16 protein-coding genes and 2 pseudogenes are annotated in these 16352 nt (G+C 64.5%); 9 read left to right on the top strand and 9 right to left on the bottom strand.

The window, feature by feature from the left end:
• The first annotated feature begins 8 nt into the window (after window positions 1–8).
• From gshB to QQL28_RS30680, 4 genes are all read left to right on the top strand, one after another.
• Window positions 9–953, top strand: a complete 945-nt coding sequence (gshB, locus tag QQL28_RS30665; RefSeq protein ID WP_284271579.1) for a glutathione synthase — start codon at window positions 9–11, stop codon at window positions 951–953.
• Between the two features lie 525 nt (window positions 954–1478).
• A complete protein-coding gene (locus tag QQL28_RS30670) occupies window positions 1479–2918 on the top strand; it encodes a type II and III secretion system protein family protein (protein ID WP_431309667.1) in 1440 nt (479 codons plus the stop codon).
• A 35-nt stretch (window positions 2919–2953) separates the two neighbouring features.
• Window positions 2954–3688: a CpaD family pilus assembly protein gene (locus QQL28_RS30675; RefSeq protein WP_284271583.1), complete on the top strand. Its 735-nt coding sequence runs from the start codon at window positions 2954–2956 to the stop codon at window positions 3686–3688.
• Between the two features lie 2 nt (window positions 3689–3690).
• Entirely contained in the window at window positions 3691–4980 is a 1290-nt protein-coding gene (locus QQL28_RS30680) for a CpaE/TadZ family protein (RefSeq protein WP_284271585.1), read from the top strand.
• Window positions 4981–4999: 19 nt separating this feature from the next.
• On the opposite strand, the gene QQL28_RS30685 is transcribed toward QQL28_RS30680, so the two are convergent.
• Both QQL28_RS30685 and QQL28_RS30690 read right to left on the bottom strand, forming a co-directional pair.
• Window positions 5000–5767 carry a tetratricopeptide repeat protein gene (locus tag QQL28_RS30685; RefSeq protein WP_284271587.1) on the bottom strand — a complete coding sequence of 256 codons (768 nt, stop codon included), beginning with the start codon at window positions 5765–5767 and terminating at the stop codon, window positions 5000–5002.
• A gap of 84 nt (window positions 5768–5851) precedes the next feature.
• Window positions 5852–6097, bottom strand: coding sequence for a PilZ domain-containing protein (locus tag QQL28_RS30690; RefSeq protein ID WP_283038918.1), 246 nt, complete (start codon window positions 6095–6097; stop codon window positions 5852–5854).
• A gap of 256 nt (window positions 6098–6353) precedes the next feature.
• Here QQL28_RS30690 and QQL28_RS30695 point away from each other — a divergent pair.
• The 4 genes and pseudogenes from QQL28_RS30695 to QQL28_RS30710 form a co-directional block, all read left to right on the top strand.
• Window positions 6354–7130: pseudogene (locus tag QQL28_RS30695) on the top strand (IS1595 family transposase); the annotation flags it as partial.
• Between the two features lie 264 nt (window positions 7131–7394).
• A pseudogene (locus QQL28_RS30700) lies at window positions 7395–7656 on the top strand (magnesium chelatase subunit ChlI family protein); the annotation flags it as partial.
• Between the two features lie 120 nt (window positions 7657–7776).
• A complete protein-coding gene (locus QQL28_RS30705) occupies window positions 7777–8244 on the top strand; it encodes a hypothetical protein (RefSeq protein ID WP_284271589.1) in 468 nt (155 codons plus the stop codon).
• A gap of 124 nt (window positions 8245–8368) precedes the next feature.
• A complete protein-coding gene (locus QQL28_RS30710; protein WP_284271590.1) occupies window positions 8369–10618 on the top strand; it encodes a PAS domain-containing hybrid sensor histidine kinase/response regulator in 2250 nt (749 codons plus the stop codon).
• 124 nt (window positions 10619–10742) lie between these two features.
• On the opposite strand, the gene coaA is transcribed toward QQL28_RS30710, so the two are convergent.
• The 7 genes from coaA to hisB form a co-directional block, all read right to left on the bottom strand.
• Complete coding sequence (gene coaA / locus QQL28_RS30715; protein WP_284271591.1) at window positions 10743–11699, bottom strand: type I pantothenate kinase; 957 nt, start codon at window positions 11697–11699, stop codon at window positions 10743–10745.
• Between the two features lie 24 nt (window positions 11700–11723).
• Window positions 11724–12047 (bottom strand): phosphoribosyl-ATP diphosphatase, encoded by a 324-nt coding sequence (locus QQL28_RS30720; protein WP_284271592.1) that lies wholly within the window; start codon window positions 12045–12047, stop codon window positions 11724–11726.
• A gap of 79 nt (window positions 12048–12126) precedes the next feature.
• Window positions 12127–12903: an imidazole glycerol phosphate synthase subunit HisF gene (gene hisF, locus QQL28_RS30725; RefSeq protein WP_284271593.1), complete on the bottom strand. Its 777-nt coding sequence runs from the start codon at window positions 12901–12903 to the stop codon at window positions 12127–12129.
• A gap of 10 nt (window positions 12904–12913) precedes the next feature.
• A complete protein-coding gene (gene hisA, locus QQL28_RS30730; RefSeq protein WP_284271678.1) occupies window positions 12914–13654 on the bottom strand; it encodes a 1-(5-phosphoribosyl)-5-[(5-phosphoribosylamino)methylideneamino]imidazole-4-carboxamide isomerase in 741 nt (246 codons plus the stop codon).
• Complete coding sequence (hisH, locus tag QQL28_RS30735; protein WP_284271594.1) at window positions 13651–14301, bottom strand: imidazole glycerol phosphate synthase subunit HisH; 651 nt, start codon at window positions 14299–14301, stop codon at window positions 13651–13653. The genes hisA and hisH overlap by 4 nt, the downstream gene beginning before the upstream one ends.
• Entirely contained in the window at window positions 14298–14831 is a 534-nt protein-coding gene (locus tag QQL28_RS30740; protein ID WP_284271595.1) for a DUF2628 domain-containing protein, read from the bottom strand. Before QQL28_RS30740 ends, hisH begins: the two co-directional genes overlap by 4 nt.
• A gap of 68 nt (window positions 14832–14899) precedes the next feature.
• Entirely contained in the window at window positions 14900–15493 is a 594-nt protein-coding gene (gene hisB / locus QQL28_RS30745; protein WP_284271596.1) for an imidazoleglycerol-phosphate dehydratase HisB, read from the bottom strand.
• 243 nt (window positions 15494–15736) lie between these two features.
• Between hisB and hslV the strand changes: the two genes are divergently transcribed.
• Complete coding sequence (hslV, locus tag QQL28_RS30750; protein ID WP_284271597.1) at window positions 15737–16294, top strand: ATP-dependent protease subunit HslV; 558 nt, start codon at window positions 15737–15739, stop codon at window positions 16292–16294.
• Window positions 16295–16352 lie beyond the last annotated feature (58 nt).

The raw sequence follows: 16352 nt of genomic DNA on the forward strand, positions 1-16352 counted from the left end.
GGCAGCCCATGAAACTGAACGTCGCCGTCCAGATGGACCCCATCGCCCGCATCAACATCCGCGGCGATTCCACCTTTGCGCTGCTTCTGGAGGCACAGAAGCGCGGCCACGGGCTGTCCTATTATACGCCCGACAAGCTGTCGCAGGTCGGCGACGAGCTGGTCGCACCGATGCAGCTCCTCACCGTGCGTGACGAGCCGGGCGATCACTTCACCCTCGGCGAGCCCAGGCGCGAGGCGCTGAACGGCTTTGACGTGGTGCTGCTGCGCCAGGATCCGCCGTTCGATCTCGCCTACATCACCTCGACGCATTTCCTGGAGCGCATTCATCCGAAGACGCTGGTGGTGAACGATCCCGCGAGCGTGCGCAACGCGCCCGAAAAGCTGTTCGTGATGAACTTTCCACAGTTGATGCCGCCAACGCTGATCTCACGCGATCTCGACGAGATCAACGCCTTCCGCGAGCAGCACGGCGCCGTCGTCATGAAGCCCCTGCACGGCCATGGCGGCGCCGCGGTGTTTCGCGTGATGCCGCAGGACATGAATTTCGGCTCGCTCTACGACATGTTCTCGGTGACATTCAAGGAGCCCTGGGTGATCCAGCAGTTCATCCCCGAGGTCAAGCACGGCGACAAGCGCATCATCCTGGTCAATGGCGAGTTCGCCGGCGCCGTCAACCGCGTGCCGGCGCCCGACGATCTCCGCTCCAACATGGTGCGCGGCGGCGCGGCGCAGGCAACCGACCTCACCCCGCGCGAACGCGAGATTTGTGAAACGGTCGGACCTGCGCTGCGCGAACGCGGTCTCCTGTTCGTCGGCCTCGACGTCATCAACGACCGGCTCACCGAGATCAACGTGACCTCGCCCACCGGCATCCGCGCCATTGCCCGGCTTGGCGGACCGGACATCGCGGCGAAGATCTGGGACGTGATCGAGAAGAAGCGCGCGAAGTAGCGCGCGTGGTCTGCGGACGCTACGCGTCCGGAGGTCGACATCCCTTCCACGTACTTGGGAGCGCAGACGCACGCTCGCGTCACACTCTCCTCCGTCGTCCCGGCCTTCGCCGGGACGACAACGAGGATGAAGCGCCTTGCACCGTCGCAACGCTCTTTCGCGTCGCGAGCTAACCACCCGTTCACCATGACGCCTCGCGTCACGTGCGCAAACGCCTTACGGCTTGCGTGAATCTACGGAGTTTTCGCGCTCCGAATAACGCGGTGTTCACCATGCGGCCAAGACTCGCTGCGTGACCGGCGATCACATTCGGCCTCGCAACACCCCTTATACTTTTCCTCCCTACTCATCGACGACGGGGAACCCGCCACGTGCGGTTCGAGTGTCCCGCGTGAGAGTTAGAGGCGACGGCGTTTCAAGCACATCGTCACAGAAGTGATGGGGTAACCCGGAATGAAGAGTGGGGAGAATCGGAACGCGATGCGCATTCGGGGGAATGGCGCGCGTTCTCTGGGGATGGGGATCATGCTGATGCTGGGCCTCGCCACAGCACCGGCGATCGCGGCGGACGCACCGGTCGGCGACCAGAGCCCGGTGCAGGCGCCTGATCTCGGCGTGTCACCGGTCGCAACGACCGCTCCGGCCAGGACCCGCTTCCTCGCGCTCGGCGTCGGCAAGTCGGTAGTGATCGACCTGCCGCGCGAGGTGAAGGACGTGCTGGTCGCCGATCCCAAGATCGCCAATGCCGTGGTCCGCTCCCCACAGCGCGCCTATATCATCGGCGGCGCGGTCGGGCAGACCAACGTCGTGTTCTTTGCGGCCGACGGCCAGCAGGTCGCCTCCTACGACATCGCAGTGAAGCGCGACCTGAACGGCGTGCGTGCCGCGCTCCGGCAGTCGATGCCGGGCATCCAGATCGAAGGCGTCGGCGACGGCGTCATGCTGACCGGCTCGGTGTCGAGCCCGGTCGAGGCGCAGCAGGCCGGCGACGTCGCTGCAAAACTGGTCGGAGGCGCCGACAAGGTCGTCAACAACATCGTCGTGCGCGGCCGCGACCAGGTGATGCTGAAGGTCGTGGTCGCCGAAATGCGCCGCGACATCATCAAGCAGATGGGCGTCGACCTCAGCGCCAGCCTGAATGCCGGCACGGCGGTCGTGAGCTTCAACAATTCCAATCCTTTCACCGTGAGTGGCGGGCCGCTGGTCAGCAACAACGGGCTCGGGCTGGGCGCCCTGTCCAAGGGCAATGTCACCGTCGCCGCAACCATCCGCGCCATGGAAAGCGCAGGCGTGGTGAAGACGCTGGCGGAGCCGAACCTCACCGCGATCTCGGGTGAATCAGCAACGTTCATCGCGGGCGGCGAATTCCCGATTCCGGGGGGCTATGCCTGCGATCCCGTCACGCATGTTTGCACCACGCAGATCTCCTACAAGAAGTTCGGCATCTCCCTGAACTTCACGCCCGTGGTTCTGAGCGAGGGCCGCATCAGCCTGCGCGTGATGACCGAGGTCTCGGAGTTGTCCAACACCAACTCGATCACCGTCTCGCAGTCGATCTCGTCGAGCGCGACGAGCTCCGTCACGATCCCCTCGATCCAGACCCGCCGCGCCGAGACCTCGCTCGAGATTCCGTCCGGCGGCTCGATGGCGATGGCCGGCCTGATCCAGCAGCAGACCAAGCAGGCGATCAACGGCCTGCCCGGCTTCGACCAGATCCCGGTGCTCGGCCAGCTGTTCCGCAGCCAGGACTACGTGAACAACGAAACCGAGCTGATGGTGATCGTGACGCCCTATGTCGTGCGCGCGGTCGCGCAGAAGGACCTGTCCCGGCCCAATGACGGGTTTGCGCCGCCATCGGATTCGCAATCGGCGCTGCTCGGCCGCATGAACCGTCTCTACGGCATCGCACGCCACATCGATCCCGTCACCGGCTACCAGGGCGATTTCGGCTTCATCATCGACTGAGACGAACGAAGCTTCAACACGAGGGGGATGAAGCGATGACAAGACTACCGGTCGATAGCCGCAAGAAGCTGCGCCTCGCGGTCGCGCTGATGGGGCTCGCCGTCACGCTCGGTGCGTGCAACACCACCGAGGAGGTCGTCACCCAGACGGTGCCGACCGACTATCGCCAGCGCCATCCGATCGCGGTGCAGGAGGCCAAGCGTTCAATCGTGATCTTCGTCGGCCAGGCCCGCGGCGGCCTGTCGGAAGCGCAGCGCGGCGACGTCATGGGCATTGCGCGGGACTGGGTGCATGAAGGCACCGGCGCCGTCGTGGTCGACGTGCCCGTCGACACCAAGAACGCCCGCGCTGCGGCTACGACCTACCACGAAATCCGCTCGGTGCTGGCGGCCGGCGGCGTGCCCGCGCGCGGCATCGTGCAGCGCACCTATCGCCCCGACGATGCCGCCCTGCTGCCGACCATCCGCCTGAGCTATTCGAAGATCGCCGCGGTCGCAGGTCCCTGCGGACTGTGGCCGGAGGATACCGGCCCGTCGATCTTCGACCCCGGCTACAACGAGAACAGGCCGTACTTCAACCTCGGCTGCGCGACGCAGCGCAACCTCGCGGCGATGATCGACAACCCGGCCGATCTCGAGCAGCCGCGCGCCGAAACACCTGCCTATGCAGCGCGGCGCGCGATCGCGTTCGACCGGTACCGCAAGGGCATGCCGACCTCGACGATCTATCCCGACGCCGACAAGGCCAAACTCAGCGACACGGGCAAATGACAATGAGCGGCCAATACGAAGACGATTCCGACGATCCGCAGCACCCCGACGAACACATTGCGCCGGTCCCGCGGGTCTCGGTGCAGGCGTTCTGCGAGACCGAGCAGACCTATGACGCGATCACCGCGGCCGGCCAGGACCGCCGGCTTGCGAAAGCCCACCTCACCGTCAAGGAAGGCGGCCTTGCGGCGGCGGTCGAGGCCTATGGCTCGATGCCGACGCCGAACGTGATCGTGATCGAATCCGACGGCACGCGCGACATCCTCGAAGGGCTCGACGATCTCGCCGGCGTATGCGATCCCGGCACGCGCGTGGTCGTGATCGGCAATCCCAGCGACGAGGCGCCCTATCGCGAGCTGGTGCGCCGCGGCGTCAACGACTACGTGATCGGGCCGATCGAGACCATCGACGTGGTGCGCTCGATCTGCAGCCTGTTCTCGGCCTCGGAAGCCATCATCACCGGCCGCGTCATCGCGGTGGTCGGCGCCAAGGGCGGCGTCGGCGCATCCACGATCGCGCACAATGTCGCCTGGACCATCGCGCGCGATCTGGCGCTCGATTCCGTCGTGATCGATCTCGATCTCGCCTTCGGGACCGCGAGCCTCGACTACAACCAGGATCCGGTGCAGGGCATCGCCAACGCGGTGCTGACGCAGGAGCGCCCCGACACCGCGCTGATGGAGCGCCTACTTGCCAAATGCACCGAGCGTCTCAGCCTGCTGGCAGCACCCGCCAGCCTCGACCGCGTCTATGATTTCGGCGCCGAAGCCTTCGACGCGGTGTTCGATACGCTGCGCATGACCACGCCCTGCATCGTGCTCGACGTGCCCCATCAATGGTCGGGCTGGACGCGGCGCGCGCTGATCAACGCCGACGACATCGTGATCGTGGCCGAGCCGGATCTTGCCAACTTACGCAACACCAGGAACATGCTGAGCGTGCTGAAGGCCGCGCGGCCCAACGATCGGCCGCCGCTCTACTGCCTCAACCAGGTCGGCATGCACAAGCGCGCGGAGATCGAGGTCAAGGCTTTCGCCAAGACCATGGAAAGCCAGCCGGTCGCGGTCATTCCCTTCGATTCAAAGCTGTTCTCGACGGCCGCCAATAACGGCCAGATGATCGCGGAGGTCTCCAAGAGCCACCGCACCGCCGAGACGTTCCAGAATCTCGCCAACCGGCTTGCCGGCCGCGGCGAGGTCAAGAAGCCGAGGCAGTCGCTGCTGGCGCCCCTGCTGAAGAAGTTGAAGGGCAAGCCGAAGCGCGAATCCGCGCCGCATCGCAAGGCGTCGTAGGCGCGCCGAAAGCGCGGCGCTACCTCTCCGCCCGCTGCTGCTTCTTGGTGAGGAGCTGCCGGAGCGCGGTGACCTTGGCCTGGGCCTCGTCCGGCGGCAGATCGGCCTTCACGATGCTCTCGGCCTCGGCCTGGCGGCCCTGTAGTCCGACCACGAGCGCGAGATTGGCCCGCACGCGCGCGTCCTGCGGCGCGCGCTCGTAGGCGCGGCGCAGCGTCTCCTCCGCCTTGGGCAGATTGTTCTGGAGCAGGTAGGACAGGCCGAGATTGGACAAAACCTGCGGCTCGTCCGGCACGATCTTCAGGGCGCTGCCGTAATATTGCTGCGCTTCCTCGTTGCGGCCGAGCTGATCGAGCACCGCGCCTTGCGCCGACAGGATGTGCCAGTCGGGATCCTCCGGCGTATGCGCGCGGCTCAGCACATCGAAGGCCTGCTGGAAATTGCCGGCGTCGGCGAGCGCGCGGCCATAAGCCGCAAGCAGCGGCTTGTTTCCGGAGTGGCTGAGCACGGCCTGTTCGAGCACGGCGACGGCCTGCGAGCGCTGGCCGTTCTCGCGCAGCGCCTTGCCGTATTGCAGCGCGATCTCGGGATCGCTTGGCGTCGCCCGGTAGCGCTCGCGCAAGGCGTCCATGTCGGGCTTGGCCTCGCGGGTCTTTTCCGGCTTGGTGCCGAGCGCGCCGGTGATGTCCTCGAGCCCCGTGGTCTGGCAGCCGCAAAGTCCGAGCGCGAGAAGCGCGGACAGCAGCCATCGCGCCGGGGACGAGAGAAGGGACGAACGCTGGGACATACTCTGATCTACCGTCGGCGGCTGATCAGAGATGCTTTCCCGATTAACGCTAATTTCCCGTTAAGGAGCGCCGCCTCGCGCCGCTTAATCGATAAATTCGGCGCCGAATTCGCAACCGATGCGCCAGCGGAGCTGGCACTGGCGGGAATAGTCCGGCGCGAAGATGATGGTGAATTGCGGCGGCACTTCCAGAAACTCCGCCACCACTTTCACGCCGCCATCGGAAATGTCCGTGATCGTGCAATCCCTCGGCAGCGACCCCGCGCCAAGATGAATCTTGGCAAGCCGACTGCACACCCGACGTTCGCTTCTCCGGCGATTTGCAAGCATCTCGATTATTCACTTGTTAGATCACGGCCCATCCCGCGACCCTAAACGTACCGAACATTCGTTGGGATGTGCTGAGCGGATCGGCTCGCATTCGAGGCTTACTGTCCCCGTCCCGTTTACACCTTGTTAGGACGTGCTCGCGGGCCCGGACAAATGTTCCCGTATTGTTCTTGCCAGCCGAAGGGGATTATATACTTTACAAACCCAAGCGACATGCGAGAATCCGAATAACCTCGATGGTTATTGGATTTGCGCCATGTCCGTTCTTGATCGGTCCTATTTTTATAATGAGAAGGCTGCTTTCCGGCATCTGGAAGGGCTTCTCTGGGGCGATGGCGTCATTTGTCCGAAGTGCGGAACGGTCGATCGGGCGGGACGCTTAGAGGGCGTCAAGGGCAAGAATGGCAAAGAGCGGCTTGGCCTCTGGAAGTGCTACGAGTGCCGCAAACAATTTACTGTGCGTGTCGGTACAGTTTTTGAGTCCGCACATATTCCTTTGCACAAGTGCTTGCAGGCCGTTCACTTGATGGTCTCTAGCAAGAAGGGAATTAGCGCTCATCAACTGCATAGGACGCTGGAAATAACCTACAAAAGCGCTTGGTTTTTGGCCCATCGAATCCGGGAGGCCATGCGCGATGGACAGCTTTCCCCTTTAGGAGGGAATGGCAAGACTATTGAAATCGACGAAACCTACATCGGGCGCCTTGAAGGCGTTCCCAAGCAGCGTAGTGGCGGTGCTCACAAGAATATCGTGATGACCTTAGTTGAGCGCGGGGGCGCTGCCCGGAGCTTCCATATCGACTCCACTACGCTCAACGAAGTGACCAAAATCGTTCGCGAGAACGTCAATCGCGAAAGCGTCGTCAATACCGACGAAGGCCGCTGGTATGGCCAGCTTGGCGCTCACTTCATGAGTCATGACGCCGTAAACCATAGCCGCGAAGAATACGTCCGCTACAGCGCAGGTGATAAGATCACCACCAACACCGTGGAGGGTTACTATTCGATTTTCAAACGCGGCATGAAGGGCGTTTAGGCTGCAAACGTGAGCCGTAGCACAGCTCGACGTCAGGTGTTGACGTTGACGCTTTGCCCATAAGTCCAATTGTCAAGAAGATTGCCGACTTCCTCCGGTGCTCGCCTGAAAAAATAGTTTTCGGCATTGGACTTGACCTAGAACTGCTGGGTACGACTTCATCCACGCCAGAGCGGCTATCCCATGAATTGCGTTACTTCGGAGAAGTAGTCGAAGGAAAGCGTGTCGAAATTCGATGTCTTTCCGTGGATATTCACGATCGAAATCGCCGCGCGTGTCGATGCTGCCCGCGACATCCAGCTCGCGCACTACTTGGCCGCGGGACTGCTGACCGTGCGCACCAATGCGGAGGCACCGGCCTCCGTGCTCGACCATGCGGCTGTCGGCCCGCGGCTATCATCGCGTGCTGCGGGTGGCGCGAACGCTGGCCGACCTCGACAATTCCGACAAGATCGGCCGGCTGCATCTCGCCGAGGCCCTCTCCTATCGCGCACTCGCGGAGGATGTGCGCCAGCTGGCGTGACCCGCATCCGTATCAACCCGGCGGTAACGAGTTTCCTTTACGCTCTGCAAACCATAAGGCCCACCCGTCCCTCGTGAGCTCCTGTTGAGCTCGCATGAGGCCTTTGGCGAGTAGCGTGCCATGTTGCGTTTCAAGATCCTGGCTTCGGTTGTTCCCTTGATGGCGGCGGCGGTGCTGGTGCGCGGCGGGCCCGGATCTCCATCGCATCCCTGCATCGCCTTCGGCGAGACTCCGGTCGAGCTCGCTTCCGTTCCCTGGACTGCCGGCCTGCACGTCGCCTTCACCGACGACCCTGCGCGCGCCACCGTCCGCGTAGAGATCACCGAGACGGCGGAGGCCGCGGATTTCGTCCTGGTCGACGACGGGCCGAGCTCCGAAACGGACGCCTGCCAATCCAGCGCGGCAACCCGCCTCGTCGCGATTGCCGCGCACCCGAGCGGCGCCGATCCGGTGATCTATCTCACCAGTCATGGGCCGGCCGACTATCGCATCTATGTGCGGTCGAAGACGTTCTCGGCCCGCGATGCCGCGGCCCTGATCGTCGGCGCTGCCGGCGGGCACCGCCATCTTCAGGCCGCCTCGCTCTGAGGCGTTAACGTCTCATCAACCCTGTTTCGAGCCGGCTACAAAACCTCAAACTGTTCGCAAGGTTGAGCGACACATCGTCATCGAGGGCGGGCAAGAGATTTAGATAGAGTCAGGATCTTTGGCGATGGGTCGGTCGTTCCGGATCAAAGTGCGCATGCGCCGCTTCAGGCGCCGCCATCCCAGGATCGCGTTTGCGATCCGCTCCTTCATGATCTTCTCGGCGACCTTCGGCGGCGCCTATGGCTTCATCGCCGGAAGCCGGGCCGAGAAGTCGGGCTACGATCCCAACGCCTTTGCCATCGGCGCGAGCTTTCTGTTCGCGCTCGCCTGCCTGGGGCTGGCCACGCTCAGCATGCGGCTGCGCTTCGTCAACAAGCGCCTGCGCACGCTCGCGGCGCATAACGAGGCGCTGGTCGATCGCAATTGGGAGCTGAAGGAGGCGGAAGAGCGCGCACGCAGCCTGTTCGAATCGCAAGGCGATCTGATCGTGCTGCGCGATCACCGGGGCCGCATCACCTTTGCCAACGACGCCTATTGCGAGCTGGCCGGGCAGGCGCGCAGCGCGCTGATCGGCACGCGCTTCAATTTCGACGTGCTGGAGCAGGGCGACCGTGCGCTCGAAAGCAACGGCACGCGCATCCACGACCAGAGGATCGCAACCCCGATCGGCGCGCGCTGGATCGCCTGGCGCGAAGGCTTTGTGCGGCTGGATGCCGGCCAGCCGGCCGAGCTCCAGAGCGTCGGCCGCGACGTCACCGACCGCACCGAGAGTGAACGCGCGCTCTCCGAGGCCCGCGACCAGGCCGACGCCGCCAACCGCGCCAAGTCGCGCTTCCTCGCAATGGCGAGCCACGAGATCCGCACGCCGCTCAACGGCATCATCGGCATGAGCAGCCTGTTGCTCGACACCGCGCTGACGCCGGAGCAGACGACCTATGCGCGGGCTGTGAAAACTTCGGGCGAGGCGCTGACCGCGCTGATCGAGGAGCTGCTGGACTATTCCAAGATCGAGGCCGGCAAGCTCGACCTCGAGCAGCGTCCCTTCGCGCTGTCGACGTTGGTCGAGGAGATCACCGAGCTGCTCGCGCCGCGCGCGCAGGCAAAGAACCTCGAGATCGCGGCCTATGTCGACGAGCGCCTGCCGTTCGACGTGGTCGGCGACGCCGCGCGGCTGCGCCAGGTGCTGCTCAATCTCGCCGGCAATGCGATCAAGTTCACCGCGCAGGGCGGCGTCGCGCTGATCGTCGAACCCGGCCTGTGGCCGAACGAGATCAGCTTCTTGGTGCGCGACACCGGCATCGGGATCGCGCCCGAGGCGCAGTCGCGCATCTTCCGCGAATTCGAGCAGGCCGACGAGCGCGTCGCGCGCACCTATGGCGGCACCGGCCTCGGCCTTGCGATCAGCGAGCGCATCGTCAAGCGCATGGGCGGCCGGATCAATCTGGAGAGCGAGCCGGGCAGGGGGTCGACCTTCGAGGTCTCCATTCCGCTCACCCCTGTCGATGCAAGCGCGGGACACACGGCGTTCCCGAGCCCCGACCTCACCGGCAAATCGATCCTGCTGATCGCGGCCCAAGGCATCGAAACTCAGGGCATCGAAGCCTCGCTGATCGCGCGGCGGCTGGAGCGCTGGGGCGGTCAGACCTGCATGGTCTCGGATGTGGACGTCGCGCTGGCGCTGCTGCCGGAGCGCTCCTGGCATGCCGTGCTGATCGATCGCGCGCTCGGTTCGGACATCGCGGCGCGGCTCGGCGAAGCGGCACGTAGCCATGCCGTGCAGCGGCTGGTGCTGCTCACGCCGGCGACGCGGCACGAACCCTTGTCGCCGGCCTTCACCGGTTATCTCGTGAAGCCGCTGCGCGCCGCTTCGCTTGCCGCACGCCTGTCGCTGACGCCGGAAGTCGCCTCGCCCGAGCTTGCGCCGGAGCCGCCGGCCGAGGCATCCGCGACGCCGTCTGCCGTGACAAAGGCTCTGTCGATCCTGGTCGCGGAAGACAACGAGATCAACGCGCTGTTGATGCGATCGCTGCTGACGCGGCTCGGGCACCGCGTCGTGATCGCAACCCATGGCGAGGCGGCGCTGGAATCCTGGCTGGCGGCGAAATCCGCCGGCATGCCGTATGATCTCGTGCTGATGGACATCCAGATGCCGCAGCTCGACGGCATCGAAGCGGCCAAACGCATCCGCACGCATGAAGCAGGCGAGGGCGGTCGCCGCACGCCGATCCTGGCGCTGACCGCGAACACGCTGGTGGAAGATCGCTACGCCTGCTTCGAAGCCGGCATGGACGGATTCTTGATCAAGCCGCTCGACCGCGAAAAGCTGGAAGAGGCGCTGGCGGGCCTCGCGGCGTCACGGCATCTGGCGGTGTAGCCACAATCGCAGCAGCCGTAGGGTGGGCAAAGCGAAGCGTGCCCACCACTTCTATCTCAATTCTGGAAGGATGGTGGGCACGGCGCTTTGCGCCTTTGCCCACCCTACAACTACAAAATTACGGCTACAGCCGTCGCAGTGCCACGCTTTCCACCACGTGGTCGGCGCCCTTCTTCAGGATCAGCGTCGCGCGGGGGCGGGTAGGCAGGATGTTGTCCTCGAGATTGGCGAGGTTGGTGCGCTCCCAGATCGCGATCGCGGTGGCGGTGGCCTCGTCGTCCGAGAGCAGCGCATAGCGGTTGAAGTAGGATTTTGGATTGGTGAATGCGGTGTCGCGCAGCGCCAGGAAGCGCTTGACGTACCATTGCCGCAGCGCCGCCTCGTCGGCGTCGATATAGACGGAGAAATCGAAGAAGTCGGAAACGACGGGCACCGCCTTGCCGTCACGCGGCAGCTTACCGGTTTGCAGCACGTTGACGCCTTCGACGATCAGGATGTCCGGCTGGTCGATCTCGACCCACTGGTTCGGCACGATGTCATAGGTCAGATGCGAGTAGACCGGCGCGCGCACGGGGTGGCGGCCAGCCTTGATGTCGGAGAGGAAGCCGAGCAGCAGCGGCAGGTCGTAGCTCTCCGGAAAACCCTTCTTCTGCATGATGCCCTGCCGCTCGAGCACGGCATTGGGATAGAGAAAGCCGTCCGTGGTGATCAGGTCGACCTTCGGCCGCGGCGACCAGCGCGCGAGCAGCGCCTGAAGCACGCGGGCCGTGGTGGATTTTCCGACCGCGACGGAACCTGCGACGCCGATGATGTAGGGCATCTTGCGATCGCGGATGTTGAGGAACTGGCGCTGCGAGTAATACAGGCGCTGCATGGCGTCGACATAGATCGAGAGCAGGCGCGACAGCGGCAGGTAGATGTCCTCGACCTCCTGCAAGTCGAGGCGATCATGCATCGAGCGGAGGCGGTCGAACTCACCCGGCTCCAGCGTCATCGGCGTATCGTCACGCAACCGCGACCACTGCTCGCGCGTATAGACGCGGTACGGATTATACTGCTGCTCGGGTGCGCGGATATCCATGACGCCGCCTTTCCGTCCCTTCGGTTAATCGCCCTTGCGCGACGCCTTCTCTTCCAACCCTGACATCGATGTCCGCTTGTCCAGCGCCGCCTCGACCTCTTCCAGCTTTACGCCACGCGCCTTGAGCAGCACAAGGAAGTGGTAGAGCAGGTCGGCGCTCTCGGCGATCAGATGCGCGCGATCGTTTTCGACTGCTGCGATTACGGTTTCGACTGCTTCCTCGCCGAACTTTTTCGCGCAATGTTCCGCGCCCTTGTCCAGGAGCTTGCGGGTATAGGACACCTCGCCACCGGCCGCTGCGCGGGCATCGATGGTTGCGGCCAGATCGTGGATCGTGAAACGCGACATACAAAATACTCAGAAACACACGCCGGCTTCATAGGCCGGTCCAGCCCTGCCTGTGTAGCATTTTTCCGAAGCGGAGTCGTCAGGCATCCAGCCGCATCGGCAGGCCGCGGCGGGCCATGTGGTCCTTGGCCTCGCGGATGGTGAATTCCCCGAAGTGGAAGATCGACGCCGCCAGCACCGCGGTGGCGTGGCCGTCGCGGATGCCGTCGACGAGGTGATCGAGATTGCCGACGCCGCCCGAGGCGATCACGGGAACGGGAACGCTGTCGGCAATCGCCCGGGTGAGCGGGATGTCAAAGCCCTGCCTGGTGCCGTCGCGGTCCATCGAGGTGAGCAAAATTTCACCAGCGCCCAGCGACACCACCTCCTGGGCATATTCGATGGCATCGATGCCGGTCGAATTGCGCCCGCCATGGGTGAAGATCTCCCAGCGGTCGGAGCCGCCGGGGCGCTTGACGCGCTTGGCGTCGATCGCGACCACCACGCATTGCTCGCCGAACTTTTCGGCGGCTTCCTTGACGAACTCGCGCCGCGACACCGCGGCGCTGTTGATCGAGACCTTGTCGGCGCCCGAGCGCAGCAGCGTCTTGATATCATCAACCTTGCGCACGCCGCCGCCGACGGTGACCGGCATGAAGCAGGCCTCCGCCGTGCGCCGGACCACGTCCAGCATGATGCCGCGGTTCTCATGGGTCGCGGTGATGTCGAGGAAAGTGAGCTCGTCGGCGCCGGCCGCGTCATAGGCAATCGCCGCCTCGACGGGATCGCCGGCATCGCGCAGGTCGACGAAGTTGACGCCCTTGACGACCCGGCCGTCCTTGACGTCGAGGCAGGGGATCACGCGCACCTTGAACATTTTTGGTCTCCTAGGCGGCGGCGCGGGCGTCGCGGATCAGGGTGAGGGCGCTAGCCGGATCGAGCCTGCCATCATAGAGGGCACGGCCGGCGATCGCACCCGCAAGCTTTTTCGCCCGCGGCGTCAGCATGGCCTTGACGTCCTCGATCGAGGCGAGGCCGCCGGAGGCGATCACGGGGATGGTGATCGCATCGGCGAGGGCGATGGTTGCGTCCAGGTTTAGCCCCTTGAGCAGGCCGTCGCGCGCAATATCGGTGAAGATGATGGCGGCGACGCCGGCATCCTCGAAACGGCGTGCGATCTCCAGCACCGTCACCTGCGAGGTCTCGGCCCAGCCTTCGACGGCGACCTTGCCGTCTCGGGCATCGAGTCCCACGGCGACGCGGCCGGGAAATTTCTTCGCCGCGCTCTTCACCAGCTCGGGATCGCGCACGGCAGCCGTGCCGATGATGACGCGGGTGATGCCCTTGGCGAGCCAGGCCTCAATGGTCGCAAGATCACGAATGCCGCCGCCGAGCTGCACCGGGATCTTGATCGTCTTCAGCATGGCCTCCACGGCGGCAGCGTTCACCGGCTTGCCGGCAAAGGCGCCGTCGAGATCGACGACGTGGAGATATTCAAATCCCTGCGCGGCGAAGCTTTGCGCCTGCGCCGCGGGATCGAGGTTGAACACGGTGGCGCGCGCCATGTCGCCTTGCTCGAGGCGCACGCATTGGCCGTTCTTCAGATCGATGGCGGGGAAGAGGATCACGGCTTCCATCTCAAAAAGTTCGAGATCAGGGCGAGGCCGAAGCGCTGGCTCTTCTCGGGGTGAAACTGGGTGCCGATGGCGGTGTCCTTGGCGACGATCGCCGTGACCGGCCCGCCATAATCGGCGCGCGCGAGCACGTCCGCCTCAAAGGCGGCATTGAGGTGGTAGGAGTGCACGAAATAGGCGTGCTGGCCCTTCGGCCCCAGCGGCAGCTTGTCCAGCACCGGATGCTCGCGCAGGACGTCGAGTGTGTTCCAGCCCATGTGCGGGATCTTCAGGTTTTCGTCGCGCGGGGTGATCTTCTCGACGTCGCCGGCGATCCAGTTCAGGCCTTCGGTGATGACGTGCTCCTTGCCGCGGCTGGCAAAGAGCTGCATGCCGACGCAGATTCCGAACATCGGCCGCGCCTTCACGCGCACCGCTTCGGTGATCGCCTCGACCATGCCGTTGACGGCATCGAGCCCGCGCCGGCAGTCGGCGAAGGCGCCGACGCCGGGCAGCACGAGGCGATCCGCGCTATAGGCCTGATCCGGATCGCTCGTCACGAAGACCTTCTGCCCGTCCTCCATGCTGCGCGCGGCGCGCTCGAAGGCCTTTGCGGCGGAATGCAGATTGCCGGAACCGTAATCGATGATGGCAACGCTCATCGTGATGACCCTCCCGGTTCTGGAAACAATCCAATGATGCCGCCCGACGGCAGGGGCGGCGGGTCTGAGAACGGCTGACCCGGCACGTTGCGGGTTGGCGGCGGACCGCCGCGGTCGACGGCCCATTGATCATTGACGATGCCGCGCTGCTTCTGGCTCCAGCGCTCGAAGAAGCGGCGCTCGGCGGTGTCCCGATCGTCGGCGATGACGACGTCGAGCTGGCGCCAATTGCCGCGCGACAGCGTCCAGCGGCGCAGGCTCGACGCCTCGAGGCCCATCAAGAGGGCCAGCACGATATCGGCAAGGAAGATCGACGAGCGGCCGACGCCAAGGCTCGAAAGCCCGGCCTGGAACGCGGCGAACAGGATCACCCAGCCGAGCAGCGCCAGCCACAGCCGGTGCCACAACAGCCAGAGCGGGCCGTAGATCATCGCCCAGAAATGAAAGCCGTCGCGCACGAAGACGAAGTTGTCCGTCGCGCGCAGGTCCGCCCCATTGGGGCCGGGAGCATGAACTGTGTAGGCAGGCATGTTGGATGCCCCGTTCTCAGAAGATATTTGATACCGCCGGCGGCGCCCATCGCCGCAAGACGGAGATGTCAGCCGCCGAGCGAGCCCTTGGTGGAGGGCACTTCGCCCGCCGCCTTTGGATCGATCGCCACGGCGGTGCGCAGCGCCCGCGCCAGACCCTTGAAGCAGGATTCGGCGATATGGTGGCTGTTCTCGCCATATAGGGTCTCGACGTGGAGAGTCACGCCGGCGTTCATGGCGAAGGCGTTGAACCACTCGCGCACGAGCTCGGTGTCGAACTCGCCGATCTTGTCGCGGGGGAAGTCGGCCTTGAACACCAGGACCGGGCGGCCCGAGATGTCGATGACGACGCGCGACAGCGTCTCGTCCATGGGCATATGGACGCTGGCATAGCGGGTGATGCCCGCCATGTTGCCGAGCGCCTGCTTGACGGCCTGGCCAAGCGCGATGCCGGTGTCTTCGGTCGTATGGTGATAATCAATGTGCAGATCGCCGACCGCCTTGACCGTGAGGTCTATGCGGGAATGGCGGGCGAGGAGATCGAGCATATGGTCGAAAAAGCCGATGCCGGTCGCAATATCGGACACGCCGGAGCCATCGAGGTTCACGGATACCTCGATGTCGGTCTCTTTGGTCTTGCGCTTGATCGTCGCGGTGCGCATTGAAAGCTGGCTTTCGCTTCTATTTGGGCATGATCCTGCTCGGAAAACCGGTGTCCACTTTTCCGGATCATGCCGCTTGGGCCGAAAACGGCGGTCTTTTAACAGCCAAATGACGCCTTCGCTACTGCGGGATCGGCTGGCGGGGCCTCTACTTCTGCCTATGGTGAGCGAATTTAGGGCCGGAGCGGCCCGTTGTACGCAGGGGCCGGACCGCCTAAATCAGGCCCAGCAACGAGGTACTTCATGCAGGATTCCCAGAACAGCTCGGTCTGGCACGGCACGACAATCGTCACGGTCCGCAAGGGCGGCCGGGTGGTGGTCGGCGGCGACGGCCAGGTCTCGATCGGCCAGACCGTGATCAAGTCCAACGCCAAAAAGGTCCGCAAGCTCGGCAAGGGCGACGTGATCGGCGGCTTTGCCGGCGCGACCGCCGATGCCTTCACGCTCTTTGAGCGGCTCGAATCCAAGCTCGAGCAATATCCGGGGCAGCTGACCCGGGCCGCGGTCGAGCTCGCCAAGGACTGGCGCACCGACCGCTATCTGCGGCGGCTGGAAGCCATGATGATCGTGGCCGACAAGGAGGTCTCCCTGGTCCTGACCGGCACCGGCGACGTGCTGGAGCCCGAGGCCGGCGTGATGGCGATCGGCTCCGGCGGCAACTACGCGCTCGCCGCGGCCCGCGCCCTGCTCGACACCGACAAGGACGCCGAGACCATCGTCCGCCGCTCGCTCGACATCGCCGCCGACATCTGCGTCTACACCAACCGCAACGTGACGATCGAAGGCCTGTCGACGGGCTAAGGTGCACACTTGACAGAATGGCCAACCCGCACGTTCGGTGTAACCTCTCCCGCTTGCG

This window comes from Bradyrhizobium iriomotense (assembly GCF_030160715.1).
Lineage (GTDB): Bacteria > Pseudomonadota > Alphaproteobacteria > Rhizobiales > Xanthobacteraceae > Bradyrhizobium > Bradyrhizobium iriomotense.

Coding starts and splice junctions, on each gene's coding strand:
- gshB (WP_284271579.1), top strand. CDS start 9: ATGAAACTGAACGTCGCCGTCCAGATGGACCCCATCGCCCGCATCAAC.
- QQL28_RS30740 (WP_284271595.1), bottom strand. CDS start 14,831: ATGCCTGCCTACACAGTTCATGCTCCCGGCCCCAATGGGGCGGACCTG.
- QQL28_RS30685 (WP_284271587.1), bottom strand. CDS start 5,767: ATGTCCCAGCGTTCGTCCCTTCTCTCGTCCCCGGCGCGATGGCTGCTG.
- QQL28_RS30690 (WP_283038918.1), bottom strand. CDS start 6,097: ATGCTTGCAAATCGCCGGAGAAGCGAACGTCGGGTGTGCAGTCGGCTT.
- hisH (WP_284271594.1), bottom strand. CDS start 14,301: ATGAGCGTTGCCATCATCGATTACGGTTCCGGCAATCTGCATTCCGCC.
- QQL28_RS30675 (WP_284271583.1), top strand. CDS start 2,954: ATGACAAGACTACCGGTCGATAGCCGCAAGAAGCTGCGCCTCGCGGTC.
- hisB (WP_284271596.1), bottom strand. CDS start 15,493: ATGCGCACCGCGACGATCAAGCGCAAGACCAAAGAGACCGACATCGAG.
- QQL28_RS30680 (WP_284271585.1), top strand. CDS start 3,691: ATGAGCGGCCAATACGAAGACGATTCCGACGATCCGCAGCACCCCGAC.
- QQL28_RS30705 (WP_284271589.1), top strand. CDS start 7,777: ATGTTGCGTTTCAAGATCCTGGCTTCGGTTGTTCCCTTGATGGCGGCG.
- QQL28_RS30720 (WP_284271592.1), bottom strand. CDS start 12,047: ATGTCGCGTTTCACGATCCACGATCTGGCCGCAACCATCGATGCCCGC.
- hslV (WP_284271597.1), top strand. CDS start 15,737: ATGCAGGATTCCCAGAACAGCTCGGTCTGGCACGGCACGACAATCGTC.
- coaA (WP_284271591.1), bottom strand. CDS start 11,699: ATGGATATCCGCGCACCCGAGCAGCAGTATAATCCGTACCGCGTCTAT.
- hisF (WP_284271593.1), bottom strand. CDS start 12,903: ATGTTCAAGGTGCGCGTGATCCCCTGCCTCGACGTCAAGGACGGCCGG.
- QQL28_RS30710 (WP_284271590.1), top strand. CDS start 8,369: ATGGGTCGGTCGTTCCGGATCAAAGTGCGCATGCGCCGCTTCAGGCGC.
- QQL28_RS30670 (WP_431309667.1), top strand. CDS start 1,479: ATGCTGATGCTGGGCCTCGCCACAGCACCGGCGATCGCGGCGGACGCA.